The 16,068-nt window shown below is 64.4% G+C and carries 15 protein-coding genes; 8 read left to right on the top strand and 7 right to left on the bottom strand.

The features are described 5' to 3' along the window. Positions 1–57: 57 nt before the first annotated feature. The 4 genes from V1293_RS30745 to V1293_RS30730 all read right to left on the bottom strand — a co-directional run bounded on the left by V1293_RS30745 (position 58) and on the right by V1293_RS30730 (position 5,021). Entirely contained in the window at positions 58–2,106 is a 2,049-nt protein-coding gene (locus V1293_RS30745) for an elongation factor G (RefSeq protein WP_334514843.1), read from the bottom strand. 263 nt (positions 2,107–2,369) lie between these two features. Then, positions 2,370–2,852: a DUF992 domain-containing protein gene (locus tag V1293_RS30740; RefSeq protein WP_334514842.1), complete on the bottom strand. Its 483-nt coding sequence runs from the start codon at positions 2,850–2,852 to the stop codon at positions 2,370–2,372. Positions 2,853–3,068: 216 nt separating this feature from the next. Then, complete coding sequence (locus tag V1293_RS30735) at positions 3,069–3,584, bottom strand: DUF992 domain-containing protein (RefSeq protein ID WP_334514840.1); 516 nt, start codon at positions 3,582–3,584, stop codon at positions 3,069–3,071. A 234-nt stretch (positions 3,585–3,818) separates the two neighbouring features. Next, positions 3,819–5,021 (bottom strand): pyridoxal phosphate-dependent aminotransferase, encoded by a 1,203-nt coding sequence (locus V1293_RS30730; protein ID WP_334514839.1) that lies wholly within the window; start codon positions 5,019–5,021, stop codon positions 3,819–3,821. Between the two features lie 326 nt (positions 5,022–5,347). On the opposite strand from V1293_RS30730, the gene V1293_RS30725 reads away from it, so the two are divergent. From V1293_RS30725 to V1293_RS30710, 4 genes are all read left to right on the top strand, one after another. Continuing rightward, positions 5,348–6,361 carry a phosphatase PAP2 family protein gene (locus V1293_RS30725; protein ID WP_334514837.1) on the top strand — a complete coding sequence of 338 codons (1,014 nt, stop codon included), beginning with the start codon at positions 5,348–5,350 and terminating at the stop codon, positions 6,359–6,361. 212 nt (positions 6,362–6,573) lie between these two features. Further along, positions 6,574–7,227, top strand: coding sequence for a glutathione S-transferase family protein (locus tag V1293_RS30720; protein ID WP_334516988.1), 654 nt, complete (start codon positions 6,574–6,576; stop codon positions 7,225–7,227). A 206-nt stretch (positions 7,228–7,433) separates the two neighbouring features. Then, positions 7,434–7,607, top strand: coding sequence for a hypothetical protein (locus V1293_RS30715; protein ID WP_334514834.1), 174 nt, complete (start codon positions 7,434–7,436; stop codon positions 7,605–7,607). 65 nt (positions 7,608–7,672) lie between these two features. Next, positions 7,673–8,833 (top strand): PQQ-dependent sugar dehydrogenase, encoded by a 1,161-nt coding sequence (locus tag V1293_RS30710; RefSeq protein ID WP_334514833.1) that lies wholly within the window; start codon positions 7,673–7,675, stop codon positions 8,831–8,833. Positions 8,834–8,875: 42 nt separating this feature from the next. Here V1293_RS30710 and V1293_RS30705 read toward each other — a convergent pair whose 3' ends face one another. Beyond that, on the bottom strand, positions 8,876–9,229 hold the full coding sequence (locus tag V1293_RS30705) for a DMT family protein (protein WP_334514831.1): 354 nt from the start codon (positions 9,227–9,229) through the stop codon (positions 8,876–8,878). A 199-nt stretch (positions 9,230–9,428) separates the two neighbouring features. Here V1293_RS30705 and V1293_RS30700 point away from each other — a divergent pair, with 199 nt between their 5' ends. The 3 genes from V1293_RS30700 (at position 9,429) to V1293_RS30690 (ending at position 12,045) form a co-directional block, all read left to right on the top strand. Continuing rightward, positions 9,429–10,241, top strand: coding sequence for a PAS-domain containing protein (locus V1293_RS30700; RefSeq protein WP_334514829.1), 813 nt, complete (start codon positions 9,429–9,431; stop codon positions 10,239–10,241). A gap of 116 nt (positions 10,242–10,357) precedes the next feature. Then, a complete protein-coding gene (locus tag V1293_RS30695; protein WP_334514827.1) occupies positions 10,358–10,819 on the top strand; it encodes a GNAT family N-acetyltransferase in 462 nt (153 codons plus the stop codon). A gap of 287 nt (positions 10,820–11,106) precedes the next feature. Continuing rightward, on the top strand, positions 11,107–12,045 hold the full coding sequence (locus tag V1293_RS30690) for an aldo/keto reductase (RefSeq protein ID WP_334514825.1): 939 nt from the start codon (positions 11,107–11,109) through the stop codon (positions 12,043–12,045). A gap of 156 nt (positions 12,046–12,201) precedes the next feature. On the opposite strand, the gene V1293_RS30685 is transcribed toward V1293_RS30690, so the two are convergent. Next, positions 12,202–13,437, bottom strand: a complete 1,236-nt coding sequence (locus tag V1293_RS30685) for a DUF1501 domain-containing protein (RefSeq protein WP_442894305.1) — start codon at positions 13,435–13,437, stop codon at positions 12,202–12,204. A 5-nt stretch (positions 13,438–13,442) separates the two neighbouring features. Further along, entirely contained in the window at positions 13,443–15,005 is a 1,563-nt protein-coding gene (locus tag V1293_RS30680; RefSeq protein WP_334514821.1) for a DUF1800 domain-containing protein, read from the bottom strand. Positions 15,006–15,307: 302 nt separating this feature from the next. Between V1293_RS30680 and V1293_RS30670 the strand changes: the two genes are divergently transcribed. Then, a complete protein-coding gene (locus V1293_RS30670; RefSeq protein ID WP_334514819.1) occupies positions 15,308–15,982 on the top strand; it encodes an HAD family hydrolase in 675 nt (224 codons plus the stop codon). Positions 15,983–16,068 lie beyond the last annotated feature (86 nt).

The following is a 16,068-nucleotide window of genomic DNA, read 5'->3' as shown; positions in this document are numbered from 1 at the left end:
CACGCGGCCGGTGTTCTCGCTCTCCCCGTGAAGAACGGGGAGAGGGAGGCCGCACAGCTACGCCGCGACGCGGTGCGCGGCGATGATCTGGTCGGCGGCTCGGCCGGAGACTTCGGCCATGCGGTCGAACTGCCTCGTAAAGCTGCCGGCGCCGGCGGTGGCCGAGCGCAATTCCACGATCAGGTCGCCGATCTCCGCTTCCGGCATGGTGGCGCGGACGCAGTCCCATCCCGGCCAGTTGTCGCGGGTGTCGAAGCCCAGGATCTGGCCGCGCCGCGCCGACAGGATGGCGTTGATCTTCGCCGTCGCCTCCGTCGGGCAAACGATTTCCACCATGTGAATCGGCTCCAGCAGCACCGGCTGGCACTGCGGCAGCGCCTCGCTCATGCCGATCCGCGCCGCGGTGCGGAACGCGAGATCGGAGGAATCGACGCTGTGATAGGAGCCGTCCGTCAGCGTGACGTGAAGATCGATGACCGGGAAGCCGAGCGGGCCCCGCACGAGGCTGTCGACCACGCCCTCCTCCACCGCGCCGATGTAGTTGCGCGGCACCGCACCGCCCACGACCTTTTCGTGGAATTCGAAGCCTGAGCCGCGCGGCATCGGCTTGATCTCCAGCACCACGTCGCCGAACTGGCCATGGCCGCCGGATTGCTTCTTGTGGCGGCCGCGCTGGGTGATCGATTTGCGGATGGTCTCCTGATAGCCGATCGCGGGCGGTTGCGATTTGACGTTGACGCCGAAGCGGTCCTTGAGCCGCTCGAGCGCGACGCGCAGATGCATCTCGCCCTGTCCCCACAGCACGATGTCGTGGGTCTGCTGGTTCTGGATCATCGTCAGCGACGGGTCCTCCTCGTTCAGCCGCAGCAGCGCCTGTCCGAGCTTGACGTCGTCCTTGCGGTCGGTCGCCGCGAGCGACAACGCCAGCACCGGCGGCGTCGGCTCGACGTGGACCAGCGCCGGCGGCGCAGTCTTGCCGCTCGATAGCGAGTCGCCGGTCTTGATCGCGTCGAGCTTGCCGAGGGCGATCGTGTCTCCGGCCTCGGCCGCGGCGCGCTTGCTGTCGTGGCCGCCGTTGATCCCGAGTATTCCGGACACGCGCCCGGTCTCGCCGGAGGAGGATTGCAGCGTCGCGCCGTCGTCGAGGCGGCCGGCAAGCAGCCGCGTCAACGAAAGCTTGCCGCCGTGCTGCAGATGCAGGGTCTTGAACACATAGGCCAGCGCTTCCTTTTGCGCGGATACGCCGAGGCGCTTTGCCGTCTCGGTCACGCCGGGCGCTTCGTGCCGCAGCGCCTTCATCAGCCGCAACACGCCGTTCTCGCGCGCCGCCGAGCCGAGCAGCACCGGGCAGATCAGGCCTTCGCGCAATTCGCGGGCGAGATCGTCGAACACCGCGTCACGCGGCGGCTGGATGTCCTCCAGCAACTGCTCCATCAGCGCGTCGTCGTGATCGGCGAGCTTTTCCAGCATCGAGAAGCGCGCTTCCTTCTCGCGGTCGAGATTGCCGCCTTCCAGCGCCATGACTTCGGAGGGCTTGTGCTCGCGATAAACAAAGGCGCGCTCCAGCGCGAGATCGACAAAACCTTCGATCAACTCGCCGTTCCAGATCGGGATCTGCCGCAGCACCAGCGGCATGCGCGAGGCCGGCTGCAACGTCGCCAGCGTTTCGCGGATGCGCTTGTTGGCGCGATCGATCTTGTTCAAAAACAGAAAGCGCGGAATGCCGAGATCCTCGAGCTCGCGCAGGATGATCTGCAGTTGCGGCAGCTTCTTCTCGTCCGCCTCGCAGACCACGACCGCGGCATCGACCGCGGGCAACGCGGCGCGCATGTCATGCACGAACTCGATCGAGCCGGGACAATCGATAAAGGTGTAACTGTCGCCCATGAAACTGGTCGTGGCAGCGGAGAGGCCCACGCCCATCTTGTGATTCCGCGCCTCGGGGCTGGAATCGCCGACCGAAGTTCCGGCGTCGACGCTGCCGGCATTTTTAATGGCGCCCGTTCGCGCCAATATCGCCTCCAAAAGTGTGGTTTTACCGCTCTGGAAAGGGCCCACCAGTGCAATGCACCGTGGGCCGCGGGGACTTCTGACGTCTTGTCCCATTGCCGCCTCCTTGTTTGGAGCTCGGCCCATGATTGGGTCGGCGACTTCTGATGCTCCGCCTGTCCCGAGGTTTTGGCAAGCGGGAAAAATTCGCTGCAGTGCGGCGTGCGACTCAAGAGGCCAAACGTCGTCATTGCGAGCGAAGCGAAGCAATCCAAAGTCTTAGCTCAGGTAAAACCCTGGATTGCTTCGTCGCGGAGTCTGTCATCGGCGCCCATTCGCGCGACCCGTTGGCCCCTCGCAATGACGAGGAGCAGCGTTAACTACCGCCCCGGCCGCAGTTCCAGGCTCTCCAATCCGGCAGCGACGCTAACGCCGACCTGGCCCTGCACGCTGAGCGGCTGCAGCGCGATCGAATTGGCGGAGCCGCCGACCAGCACGTTGCCGCCGACACCGACGCCGAGCGTGGCACTGCCCTGCGCGCCGACATAATCGCCGGAAAGGCCGCCCGGCCCGAGGCGGGCTACAGGTGCGAACACGCCCCAGGCCAGCGCGGATTCCTGGGTGATGCCGAGGTCGAGCCCGACTTTCCGGATGGTGGCGATGTAGCGGTCTTCCGGCATCCCTTCGGCGCGCAGCACGCAGCCGAGATTGGTGACGGAGCCAACGACGAAGCCGACGCTGGCGCCGCCGCGGCACTCCAGCACACCGACCTGCACGCGCTGCACCTGCTGCGCATTGGCGCCGCCGATCGACGAAGCCAGCGCGGCGAGCGCGGCAGCGGCGAGAATGAGAGAACGACGCATGAAGAAATCTCCGGCTGAAAAACTGTGATGCGAGCAGAGTATCAAGAACAACGCCGTGCCCCGCGGCGCTCGCCGTTCTATGCCACAACATCACAGGCCGTGCCAGATTGGTAGAAGCGCCAAGCATTATTCCGCAGCGATGCCGAGCATCCCACCCGCAAATGACACCAACAAAAAAGGCCCGCTCGCGCGGGCCTTTTCCTTAACGCGTCATGCTCAGCCGCGGTGACGATGGCGGCGGACGTGCCGTCGCGGACCATTACCGTAGAACGGCTGCAGTTCGAGGCCGGCGATACCGGCGGCGACATTCAGCCCGGTCTGTCCCTGCACGCTGATCGGCTGCAGCGCATAGGCGTTGGCGGGACCGCCAACCAGGAAGTTGCCGCCGCCGCCAACGCCGATCGATGCATTGGCGCCGACGCCGCCATAGCTGCCGGCGAGTTCGCCGCGCCCGAGCCGGCTGTTCGGCGCGTTGACCGCCCAGGACAACTGGGTCTGCTCGGTCACGCCGAGATCGAGGCCGATGCGCTGCACCTTGGCGATATAGGGTTCAGGCCGGCGGCCTTCGCTGCGGAACACGCATTCGAGGCTGGTCACCGAGCCGACCACGAAGCCGACATTCTGGCCGCCCTGGCATTGCAAAATGCCGGCGCGAACCGGCGGCGCCGCGTTGGCGCTTGCGATCGGCGCAATCAGTGCCGCCATGGCGAGTGTCAGTGTCAGGAGTCGCATGTGTCCCAGTCTCCGCAAGTTGATGAACAAATTTAGCGGAGCGGACAGGATGGAAGCGTCGTGTCGAAAACATGGCGCTTCCCTGAAAAACATGGCACTTCGACAAGAAGCGGTCAAACATCGCCGTTCACGCGCGATGTGATTTGACGGCCGCTTTTTTGACGCGATTTCTTGGACAGAAACCGAAACCTATCCCGCATCAAGTGCGGGACAGGCTTCGCTCGAAAACGCTTCTTATCTCAAATTGCCGCAGAAGCGCTGGATGCGCTTGCAGGCGTCTTCGAGGTCTGAGGTTTTGGTCGCATACGAAATCCGGAACGCCGGTCCAAGGCCGAATGCCGAACCCTGCACGACGGCGACGCCTTCGCTCTCCAAAAGCTCGGTGACGAAATCCTCGTCATTGGCGATCACCTTGCCTGACGGCGAGGTCTTGCCGATGGTGCCGGCGCAGGACGGATAGACGTAGAACGCGCCTTCGGGCCGCGGGCATTCGATGCCCTTGGCCTGGTTCAGCATCGACACCACGAGATCGCGGCGCTCCTTGAACACCTTGTTGTGCACGGGGATGAAGTCCTGCGGACCGTTCAGCGCTTCCACCGAAGCCCACTGCGCGATCGACGACGGGTTCGAGGTCGACTGCGACTGGATCGTCGCCATCGCCTTGATCAGGTCGGCAGGGCCGCCGGCATAGCCGATGCGCCAGCCGGTCATGCAATAGGCCTTCGACACGCCGTTCACCGTCAGCGTGCGCTCGTACAGTTTCGGCTCGACCTGCGCGGGCGTTGCGAACTGGAAGTCGTCATAGACCAGGTGCTCGTACATGTCGTCGGTCATCACCCAGACATGCGGATGCTTCACCAGCACGTCGGTGATGGCCTTCAGCTCGGTGCGCGTGTAGGCGGCGCCGGTCGGGTTCGACGGCGAGCACAGGATGATCCACTTGGTCTTCGGCGTGATCGCCTTTTCGAGATCCTCTGGCCGCAGCTTGAAGCCACTCGACGCCGGGCACACAACCGGCACCGACTCGCCGCCGGCCAGCGCCACCATCTCGGGATAGCTGACCCAGTACGGCGCGGGAATGATGACCTCGTCGCCGGGATTGAGGGTCGCCATCAGCGCGTTGTAGAGCACCTGCTTGCCGCCGGTGCCGACGATGACCTGGTTCGGCTTGTAGGTCAGGCCGTTCTCGCGCTGGAATTTTGCGATGATGGCTTCCTTCAGCTCGGGAATGCCGCCGACGTCGGTGTACTTGGTCTTGCCGGCCTCGATGGCGCGGATCGCCGCCAGCTTGATGTTGGCGGGCGTGTCGAAATCCGGCTCGCCGGCGCCAAGGCCGATGACGTTGCGGCCCGCCGCTTTCAGCGCGCGTGCTTTATCCGTCACCGCGATCGTCGCGGACGGCTTCACACGGGCGAGCGAGGCGGACAGGAAGGGCATCATCATCTCCTGGCAAACGTCGTGACTCGAAGGATGGCACGACTCTTTCTGATGGGATCAGCGCACCCTAAGGCGCAGGGCGCTGCATCGCAAGAAGCTTGGCCAAATAACGGCGAACTTTAGGGAACGTTAAAGCGGGCTCGGTACGGTCGGAGCAATATCGGCGCAATATTCGTAAAATTCCGCGGTGAAATGACTCATATCTGGCAAGGCTTGCGATCCGGCGAATTGCAGGCGACCGGGAACAGGCCCGCGCGGGTGGGCCGTCCTGTGGAGACCGCCGCGCTTTGGTCAGGCGTGCGGGGAAGCGCGTGGGAACACCGACGATGAGGACCACGCACAAGCAGTTGCCGCGGGCCGAAGCCGCGATCTGGATGACGATTGGCGTCATCGCGATCGGGATCGTGGGCTTTACGCTGTGGACCTCTTTCGAGATCGGGTGGCGCTCTTTCCTCGCCCCGATTATCACGGCCGTGCTGCTCACGCTCGGCGGGTGGTTCTACCGGTCCGTCCGGGGAGAACCACGGCTCGGCGCCATTTTTTCGTCGACGGCGCAGATCATCGGCTTCGCCGCAGTTGCCGCGCCGTTGTCCTACATCGCGGCGGCGGCGAGATTTCCGCTGCAGGACGCGATGTTCGACGCCTGGGACCGCCATTTGCATTTCGACTGGGTGCAGATGATGACGTTCATCGCATTGCGCCCCGAACTGCAACACTTCCTGCAGTTTGCCTATTTCAGCTTCGCGCTGCAAACCGTGACGACGATACTGGCGCTCGGAATAGCCGGGCAGCTCGACCGGCTCGGCACTTTCGTCGCCGCGCTCGTTGGCACGACACTGGTCACCATCGCGATATCAGCCGTGTATCCCGCAGCAGGGCCGTGGCTCTTTCTTGATATCCAGCCGGCTGCGGCAAACGGCTTCCTGCCCGTCTCGTCGACCAGTTGGCCGGTCTTCCTCGGACTGCGCGACGGCACGCTGCACACCGTCTACGGATTGAACTCGGAAGGGATCATCACGTTTCCGAGTCTGCACGCTGCGCTCGGCATCCTGTTCGCCACAGCGCTCTGGCAGATAAGCGTCGTGCGATGGATCGCAATTGGCCTGAACGGCTTGATGCTGATTGCCACCCCCGCCTATGGAAGCCACTACCTGGTGGACGTGATCGCGGGAATGCTGATTGCGGCGGCGTGCTGGGTTGCCGTTGCACGCCTCTTTGCGGCCAACGTGGATTTGATGCAGAATCATCTCGCAACAATTCCAGATCCACCCTCGATCGTGCCGGAAGCGATGTCCACGCCGGAAACGGCGGCGGCATCGCGCAGGCTTGAATCGGTCTGATCATCCGCTCCCGACCATGTGATCGCCGTGTCATGGCATGCCATGCTGCACGCGTGCAGTGCGGTAGAGTTTTCGACTTTTTCCATTCCGCGGGCCTTGCGACGCATTCGTATCGGCATCATTGTTTAGCCGCGTTGCGGTGCGAACCGCTGACAGCGCGGGCGCGCAACCGCGGCGTGCGTGCCTTCTCGATCGGGATGAAATCCAGGACGATGTACAAGCTCTATTCGATGCAGCGCTCCGGCAACAGCTACAAGGTCCGCCTTGCGCTGGCGCTGCTCAACGCACCCTATCAAGCAATCGAGGTGGACATTCTGCGCGGTGAAAGCCGCACGCCCGATTTTCTGGCGAAGAATCCCAGCGGACAAGTTCCGCTCTTGGAAGTCGCCGAGGGACGCTATCTCGCCGAGTCCAACGCCATCCTCTGGTATGTCTGCGGCGGCACTTCGCTGGCCCCGGAGTCACGGGTCGAACGCGCCGAAGCGCTGCAATGGATGTTCTTCGAGCAGCATGCGCTCGAGCCTAATATCGGCGCCGCCTATTTCTGGCTGTCGCTGGTCAAGGGCGGCCGCGACCTGCAGACGCATGCGCTGGAGGACTGGATGGAACGCGGCTACGCCGCGCTTCAGGTGATGGAAAACCATCTCAAGAGCTGCGCCTATTTCGCCGCAGGGCAACTGACGGTCGCCGATATCGCGCTGTACGGCTACACCCATGTCGCCGACCGCTGCGACTACGATCTGGCAACCTTCCCCGCCATCCGCGCCTGGCTGCGGCGGGTCGAGCAGACCCCCGGCTTCGTCACCATGGACTGGCGGCCGGAGGCCGAGGTCGACGACCAGGCCGGCATCGCCGCCGGCGCATAACCGCTGCCACGCCAGCCGCCGGCCTCCTCACTTTCGCGCGAGCACGCCGCCAAAGGTTAAAAATAGCGGGCATAACATTAACCTTTGCCGCGATTCCGCCATTTTCAGCGTCCGGGCGCCGCAATGTTGCCGGTGATCATTGCAAGATTTTCCTGACGTCGCGTGAGTCGCGGGTGATTCGTCCCGCGTTACAAGGATTTAGGCCAATGATGCGGTCATCCGGCGCGGTCGGCTTCGAGAGCAGCCGAGCGCCCGTCGCTTCTTCCCGATTGCTTGGTGCCATCGCCACTTCTCTCGCGATCGGCACGCTATCGCTTTGCCTCGTGGTCACCCTGACGGTGCTATCGATCAAGGCCACGGTCGCGATGCCCTTTCCGTAATGGTTGCGGCTTTTTGTTTGCATCATTAGCGAACGCGCGATGATCGGCATCGCGATTGGACGAGCATGAAAACACCTGTCGGCCTCGTGACCGCCGCGTTGGCGGTGGCGATCCTGCTTGCCGTCTCGTTCCTGATCGCCACCGGCACGCGTGGCCAGGAGCAAGCATTTGGTTCGTCGGCGGGCGAACTCGAGGTTCGCACCATCGCCCGAGGCCTCGCTAATCCCTGGGCGCTGGCGTTCCTGCCCGACGGCAAGATGCTGGTGACCGAGCGTCCGGGCCGCATGCGCATCGTTTCGGCCGAAGGACAGATCTCGCCGCCGCTGAACGGCGTTCCCGAGGTCTGGGCGTCCGGCCAGGGCGGCCTGCTCGATGTCGTCGTCGACAACTCATTTGCGCAGAACAAGACCATCTATTTCTGCTTTGCCGAACGAACCGACGGTGGCGGGCGCACCACGGTCGCCCGCGCAAAACTCAACGACAGCAACGGCCGCCTCGACGACGTCAAGATCATCTTCCGCCAGCAAGGGCCGCTGTCATCAGGCAATCATTACGGCTGCCGCATCGCGCAGGCCGAGGACAGCAATCTGTTCGTAGCCCTGGGCGATCATTTCACTTACCGGGACCAAGCGCAGAATCTAGGCAACCATCTCGGCAAACTGATCCGGATCGCGCCCGATGGTTCGGTGCCATCAGGCAATCCGTTCGCGGGCCGCACTGACGCCAAACCGGAGATCTGGAGCTACGGGCACCGCAACGTGCAGGCGCTCGCGATCCATCCCACCTCCGGCGAGCTTTGGGAAATCGAGCACGGTCCGCGCGGCGGCGACGAGGTCAATTTGATCGGCAAGGGCAAAAATTACGGCTGGCCGGTGATCGGCTACGGCATCGATTACTCCGGCGCCAGGATCCACGACACTACCGCCAAGGAAGGCATGGAGCAGCCGCTCAAATACTGGGTGCCGTCGATCGCGCCATCAGGCATGGCGTTCTATACCGGAAAGCTGTTTCCGAAATGGAACGGCAGCCTGTTCACCGGCGCGCTGCGCGGCGCGATGCTGGTGCGGCTGACGCTGAACGGCAACGCTGTCACCTCGGAGGAACGCCTTTTGCAAAACCTGCACGAGCGTATCAGGGACGTCCGCCAGGGGCCGGACGGCGCGCTGTGGCTGCTGACGGATAGTTCGAACGGACGGGTATTGCGGGTGGCGCCGGCCGCGAAGTGATCCTCGCCGAGCACTGCCGCGCCATCACCGGGCGCAACTAACTCACGCCCATTTGTGGAAAATCAAAAACGCGCCAAAGGCGATGCAGGCAAAGCCGAGCGCGTGATTCCATCCCAGCGGCTGCTTCAGATAGAGCACCGAGAAGCAGGCAAACACCACCAGCGTGATCACCTCCTGCATGGTCTTGAGCTGCGCCGCGGAATACACCGCACTGCCCCAGCGGTTGGCCGGCACCGCCAGCCAGTATTCGACGAAGGCGATGCCCCAGCTCGCCAGCACGACCATCGGCAGCGGGCTCTCCTTGAATTTCAGATGGCCATACCAGGCAAAGGTCATGAAGATGTTGGAGGCAAACAGCATCAGGACCGGCAACAACGTCGGGGAAACAGTGGGCATCGATGTCCTCTTGCAAAATGTCGCGCCGCTCAATCGTCGGGTGCGGTACCCGTTCCTTAACTCGATATCATTTGATTTCAAAAATGCGAAAGTCCGCCGCATCCGCGCAACGTTCTCTTAAGACTGGCGGCAGAAAGGCGTGCACAATCGCAACAATCAGGCATGCTTGCGTCTTATTCCCGGCAAGTGCGAGAATGGCATGCAGTTCAACTGGCGCGCAATCTCCGGTCCGGCTCTCACGACAGCGACGGCGCTGCTCGCCTTCCTGGTCGACCGGCATTTCGTTCCCGTCCCCAACCCTGCGCCATTGTTCGTCTGCATCGTCGCGCTTGCCTCGTCCGTCAGCGGCATCGTCTCCGGCATGGCCAGCGCCGTCATTGCGGTGGCGTCGTCCGCGCTGTTCTTCCTCAACCACCGCGCCGCGCCCGGTTACGACATGTCGGACCTGGCGCGCATGCTGCTGCTGGCGGCGACCGCCGGCGGCACCGCGCTCATCACCGGGCTTCTCAGGCAGAAATGGGTCGGTGCGTTCGCGTGGGAGAAGAAGCATCATGCCACTTCCGAACGGCTGTCGGCCGCGCTCGATCAAGTCGATATCGGCATCGTGCTGCTCGATTCCGATACCCGCGCCGAATTCATCAACCGCGCCTTCCGCGATTACTTCAAGCTGTCCGACGCGCAGGCCGACAGCAAGCCGCCCTTCATCGCGCTGATGTATCACGGCCGCGACACCGGCGCCTGGCAACTGCCCGAGGACGAGCTGAGCGCGTTCATCGCCAAGCGCACCGAGATGATACGGACCGGCGATTCCACCCCGATCAACATCGATCTCGCCGACGGGCAGGTGCTGCGCTTCACCTGCACGGCCCTGCCCGATGGCGGGCGCATGCTGAGCTATACGCCGGTCACCGACCTCGTTCGCCACAGCGACGATCCCGGCAGCGCCGACTACTATCGCGCGTTGCGCGGCAGCTATCGCAGCCTTGCCCACGACCTCGGTGCCGCGGAATAGCGGCGGCAACGCAAGCGCGCTTGCGACATTGATCCTCTCCTGCGCTATCTGTAGTAAGAACGGACACCCCTCCTGCGCGTCCTTGACGCGCCACCCCGCTAGAGACGGAATCCCGCATGTCCGGCGACCTCACCATCCGCTTCGTCACCCGTCAGGACTACGCGCAATGGCTTCCACTGTGGGACGGCTACAACGCCTTCTACGGCCGCTCGGGCCCGACCGCGCTTGCGCCCGAGATCACGGCGATGACGTGGGCGCGCTTCTTCGATGCCTATGAGCCGGTGCATGCGCTGGTCGCCGAGAGCGGCGGCGAACTGCTCGGGCTGACGCATTATCTGTTTCACCGCTCTACGACCATGATCGAGCCGAACTGCTATCTGCAGGATCTGTTCACCAGGGCGGCGGCGCGCGGCAAGGGCGTCGGCCGCGCCTTGATCAACGGCGTGTACGAACAGGCGAAGCTCGCGGGATCTTCCCGCGTCTATTGGCAGACGCACGAGACCAACCACACCGCGATGCAGCTGTACGACAAGGTGGCGGAGCGTTCCGGCTTCATCGTTTACCGCAAGCTGTTCTGACACGGTTTTGTGAAGGCGGCCCCATCGGGCGGCCTGTGGATAAGTCTTGATGTCACCGCGACGTAACAAAGCCCGGATAGGTTGCGGCTGCGTCTGATCAGGCCCCCCGTCTCAGATCACGCGCCCCAAGCGGCCCCCGTCAGTCGCCGCGTCTGACCGGGGCCGCATCTTTTTGTGCCGCATGGCTGCCAAGCGTGCCGGCCGATAGCCCCGCTGCTTGCGGCGCCAGACCGCGCGGGCCACAATGCCGGCCCCTCTCTCCCGCCTGCTTCCCACAGGATCGATCCATGCAAATTCGCAACCTCGGCGGCTCCGGCCTGCGCGTTTCCGCCGTCGGCCTCGGCTGCAACAACTTTGGCCAGCGCACCGATCTGGAAACTTCGCGCAAGGTCATCCACAAGGCCATCGACCTCGGCATCACCCTGTTCGACACCGCCGACATCTATGCCGGCATGGGCGGCTCCGAGACCGTGCTCGGCACCGTGCTCGGCGACCGCCGCAAGGACATCGTGCTGGCGACGAAATATTCCAAGCCGATGGCAACCGACGGCACCAGGCAGGGCGCCTCGCGCCGCTACATCATGTCCGCGGTCGAGGCCAGCCTGACGCGGCTGAAGACCGACTACATCGATCTCTACCAGCAGCATGATTACGATCCCTTGACGCCGATGGAAGAGACGCTCCGCGCGCTCGACGATCTCGTCCGCCAGGGCAAGGTCCGCTACATCGGCAATTCGAATTTTCCGGCCTGGCGCATCGCGGAGGCGGAACTGATGGCGCGGCAGATGAATGTCAGCCGCTTCGTCTCCTGCCAGGACGAATACAGCCTGGTGGTGCGCGGCATCGAAAAGGATCTGCTGCCCGCGGCAACGGAATACAAACTCGGCCTGCTGCCGTTCTTCCCGCTGGCGAGCGGGCTTCTCACCGGCAAATACAGGCGCGGCGCCGCCGCCCCCGACGACACCCGCTTCGCCAAGGCGCCGGCGCTGAAGGACCGCTACGTCACCGCGCGCAATGAGGACATCGTCGAAAAGCTGCAGGCGTTCGCGCAAGCCCGCGGCCACACCATGCTCGAACTCGCCTTCTCCTGGCTCGCCCAGCGCCCGCAAGTCGCCAGCGTCATCGCCGGCGCGACGCGTGTCGAACAGGTCGAGCAGAACGTGAAGGCGATCGGCTGGACGCTGAGCGCGGAGGAGATGGCGGAGGTCGATCAGATTACGAAGTAAGTCCTTGTTCGGTGTCGTCCCTGCGAACGCAGGGACCCATAACCACAAATGTTTGCGGTTACGCCGCGCTGAAGCTCCAGCGCGCTCCAACAATTCTCTGCGGTGGTTATGGGTCCCGGCTCAAGGCCGGGACAACACCGTGGGTGGGTTAGCTCCCTACCCCACCAATCCCTGCATCGGCTTCACGGCACTGCTGTCCGGAAACACGCTCTCCGCCAGCACTTTCTCCGCCAGCCCGAACTGATCCTTCAGCACGCCCTTCATCACCGCGCGCAGATCGGTGGTGGGCGCGAGATCGCGGCCCTGATAGAGATTGGCGGGCTTCAGCCCCGGCCAGTCCGTGATCACGCGCCCGCCTTTCACTGCGCCGCCGGCGAGCAGCGCGATGGTGCCGGTGCCGTGATCGGTGCCCTGCGTGCCGTTGATGCGCGCGGTGCGGCCGAATTCGGTGGCGACCACGATCACGGTGTCGCGCCAGCGCGCGCCCAGCCCGGTTTCGAATTCCGCCAATGCGCCGTCGAGGCCGCCGAGCAGTTGCGCCAGCCGCCCCACAGGTCCGCCTTCGTTCGCATGGGTGTCCCAGCCGTCGAACGCGAGCGCGCCGATGCGGGGGCCATCGTCGGCGGCCATCAGCTTGGCGGCGCCACGCGCCACCAGCCGCATCGCGCCGGCGCCATTGGTGCCGGGTTTTGGCTTCATGTCGTCGCCTTGCGCGGCCTTGTCGAGCGCGAGGCCCTGCTTCAACGCGCTCGCCAGCGCGGGATCGCGGTGTTGATAAAGTTCGACGAGCCGCATCGCAGTATCTTCCGCAGCCTGCGGCAGCGCCACCGGCGCCCAGCCGACGGTGGGCGCCGCGCCGCGCAGCACCAGCGGCGTGGTCGGGCCGACCGCCAGCGCGCTCGTCACCCGCTCGCCTTTCGGCAGGCCTTCCAGCGCGCGGTTGAGCCAGCCGGACTGCACCCGGCCGGGACCGGCAAAACCGCTTTCGAGCACGTCCTGCCCGTCGAAATGCGAGCGGTCGCGGTAGGACGTCGCCACCGCGTGAACCACGGCCGCCTTCTTCTCGCGATACATCCGCGCAAATTCCGGCATCGCCGGATGCAGCGAAAAGAAATCGTCGAGCCCCACCGCCGCGTTCGGCCCGCTCGACGACAGCGCGATCGAACCATGCAGGCCGGCATAATCAGGATCGCCAATCGGCGCGACGGTGGCGAGCCCATCCAGCGCGCCGCGCAGGATCACGACCACCAGCCGCGGATCGCGGCCATCGGCGGCACGCGCGAATTTCGGCAAGTAGGCCCATGCCGCAAAGGACGCGCCGCCGAGCAACACGCCACGCCGCGGAATCACCGACGATCTCAAGCCTTCGCAGCAATCCATTGTCGTTTCCATCGACGTCATCTCCTCTGGAATTCCGGCGACATCAGCAACAGCGCCAGCGCCTGCTGCCGCGATTCCGCGCGCTCGATGGTTTTCCGCGTCTCCGATGACGCCGCGTCCGCGGCAACCAGTTCGAGCAGATCGCGCGGATCGACGCCGTCGGCGAGCCGCGAGGCGATCTGCGCCGATATATCGAGCCGCAGCTTGATGCCTTCCGGCGCCGCCCAGGCCGCGTTGCTGTCGGGAAAACCGTTCGGCCCGGCGGGCGCCCACAGCGGCTGGCCCAACGTATTGAGACCGCCGAGATAGCGGCCGGGATCGTTCGGGATCTGCGCCAGCAACCGGCCGCTCGCGACCAGGAATTCGTAAGGCGAGCGCATCTTGGAGAGCGGCGCGTTCCAGGCCTCGTCGGAATCCACCACCGCCGTCGCCAGCGCCTTGAGATCGCCGTCGGTTCGCGTGAAGACATCGGCGAGCCGCGCCACCAGGGCCGGTGGCGGATCGTCGGCCACGAAGTGCCGCGCGAATTTGGTAGCAATGAATTTCGCGGTGGACGGATGCCGCGCAATGTCCGCCAGCACCGCCTCGCCCTGCGCCACGCCTGACGCGTCGTAGATTTTTCCCATCACCCGCTGCGCGCCCGGCTGATGCGCATTGGCATTGAACACGAAGGACCCGGGCGCGCCCAACTGGCCGAGCCTTCCCGCATAGGTCCAACCCGTGATGATGTTCGCCAGCGACGTCACGTCGTCCTGCGAATAGCCGCCGCCAACGCCGAGCGTATGCAGTTCCAGGATTTCGCGCGCGAGATTTTCGTTCAGTCCGCGGTTGCGGTTTTTCCCGGCGCGCGAATCCGGGCCCAGCGATTGCTGGTTGTCGAGAAAGAACAGCATCGCCGGATGCTGCTCGACCGACTTCAGCATGTCGCCGAAACGCCCGAGCACGTAGGGCCGGATCGCCTCGCGCTCGAACGAGCCGGCCCACATCCGCGCCGGCCCGCCCTTGTTGGCGGAGATGCAGAAATGATTGGACCAGAACACCACCAGCCGCTCGGTAAATCCGCAATCGACCATGACGGCCCGTTGCAGCCGCGCCAGCGCCTCGGCACGAAAGGTTTTCTGGATGATGTTGAGCGGTGCCGGCGGCGGTTTTGGCGCATTCGGCCGCATCGCTTCAGTGGGCGCCACGGCCGTATTGCGATTTTCCGGTGGCTTCACCGGCGCTTCCTTTGGCGGTTCTCTCGGCGCCATATCCATGGCGATGCTGTTGAGCGAAAAGTTTCGGCGCTGCGCCTTCGCATCCGCCGGCGGTTGGCCTTCGGTCGCAGGCGCCGCCTGCTTGGCGGCGGCATCGCGGGCCTGCTGAATCTCGAACTGATAGTCGAACACGGCCTTGCCGAGCGCCGCCGTCGACTGCAATCCGGGCACTTCGAGCAGCACGCCGTTGGGACGGGCGAGTTCTGCCTTGACGAAGCCGCGCGGATCGGATGCCGCATTGAGAAAATCGCCGGAGGCTCCGCCCCGCGCGCCCAGTCCGAAGCGATTGAGCGCAACAAGGGCTGATTGCGAATCGCGGGCCATCGGATTTCCCTTGGATGTTTCGCGGGCGTATAGTGGCGCCCGAGTATAACGCGCTTCGGCATGAACCCGGGATTAATTCCGCGTCAGGATGCGGCCTCGTTGATGACAAATCGTTTGGAAAATCAGCCCACGCGCCGCCTCGCCTGCGCTGCTTGCGGAACCGAATTCAGTTGCAGCCTGTCGGGGCCATGCTGGTGTTCCGACGAGACGTTCCGCGTGCCGATGCCAGTGGACGGCAGCGACTGTCTCTGTCCGGGTTGCCTGCGCAAACTCGCGGAGCAACATCCAGGTGCGAGTGTGACGTGACCGGGAAATGGAATGTCAGCGCCGTCCTGCTCGACATGGACGGCACGCTGCTCGACACCGAGCGGGTTTATTTCGACAGCCTGGTCGCGGCGCTGCATGCGCATGGCTACACCGACGACGCCGTGACGCTGTGCCAGGCGATGGTCGGCCTGCCGGGGCCGGACTGCGAGGCCATGCTGCACGCGCGCTACGGCGAAAACTTTCCGCTTGCGGAGATCAGCCGGGCTTTCGTCAGCAACCGCGATGCAATTCTCCGCGCAGGCCTGCCGCTCAAGAGCGGCGCGGTCGAACTGCTGGATGCGCTGCAGGCGGCCGAATGCCCGATGGCGATCGTCACCTCATCATCGCTGCGCACGGCGGACACGCATCTGCGGCTTGCCGGTATTCGCCACCGCTTCGAAACGCTCCTGACCCGCGACGACGTGACCCGCGGCAAGCCGAGTCCCGATCTCTATCTTCTGGCGGCAGAGCGGTTCGGCCTGAAGCCGGAAGTTTGCGTGGCGGTGGAGGATTCCAATCACGGCGTGACCGCCGCCCTCGCCGCCGGCGCCATTACGATCATGGTGCCTGACATGGTGACGCCGACCGACGAGTCGCGCGCGCGATGCGCCGCTATCGTGCCGGATCTCGGCGCAGTGCTCGAGGTGCTGCGCGAGCGCGGCGGGGTTTGAACGCCGCTCGTCATAGCCGTCATTGCGAGCGAAGCGAAGCAATCCATCTTTCCGTTTGTCGTGAGAGTGGATTGCTTCGTCGTGGA

It is taken from the genome of Bradyrhizobium sp. AZCC 1693 (genome assembly GCF_036924745.1).
Lineage (GTDB): Bacteria > Pseudomonadota > Alphaproteobacteria > Rhizobiales > Xanthobacteraceae > Bradyrhizobium.
The sequence above is the reverse complement of the archived record's forward strand: the minus strand, read 5'-3'. Positions and strand labels throughout refer to the sequence as shown.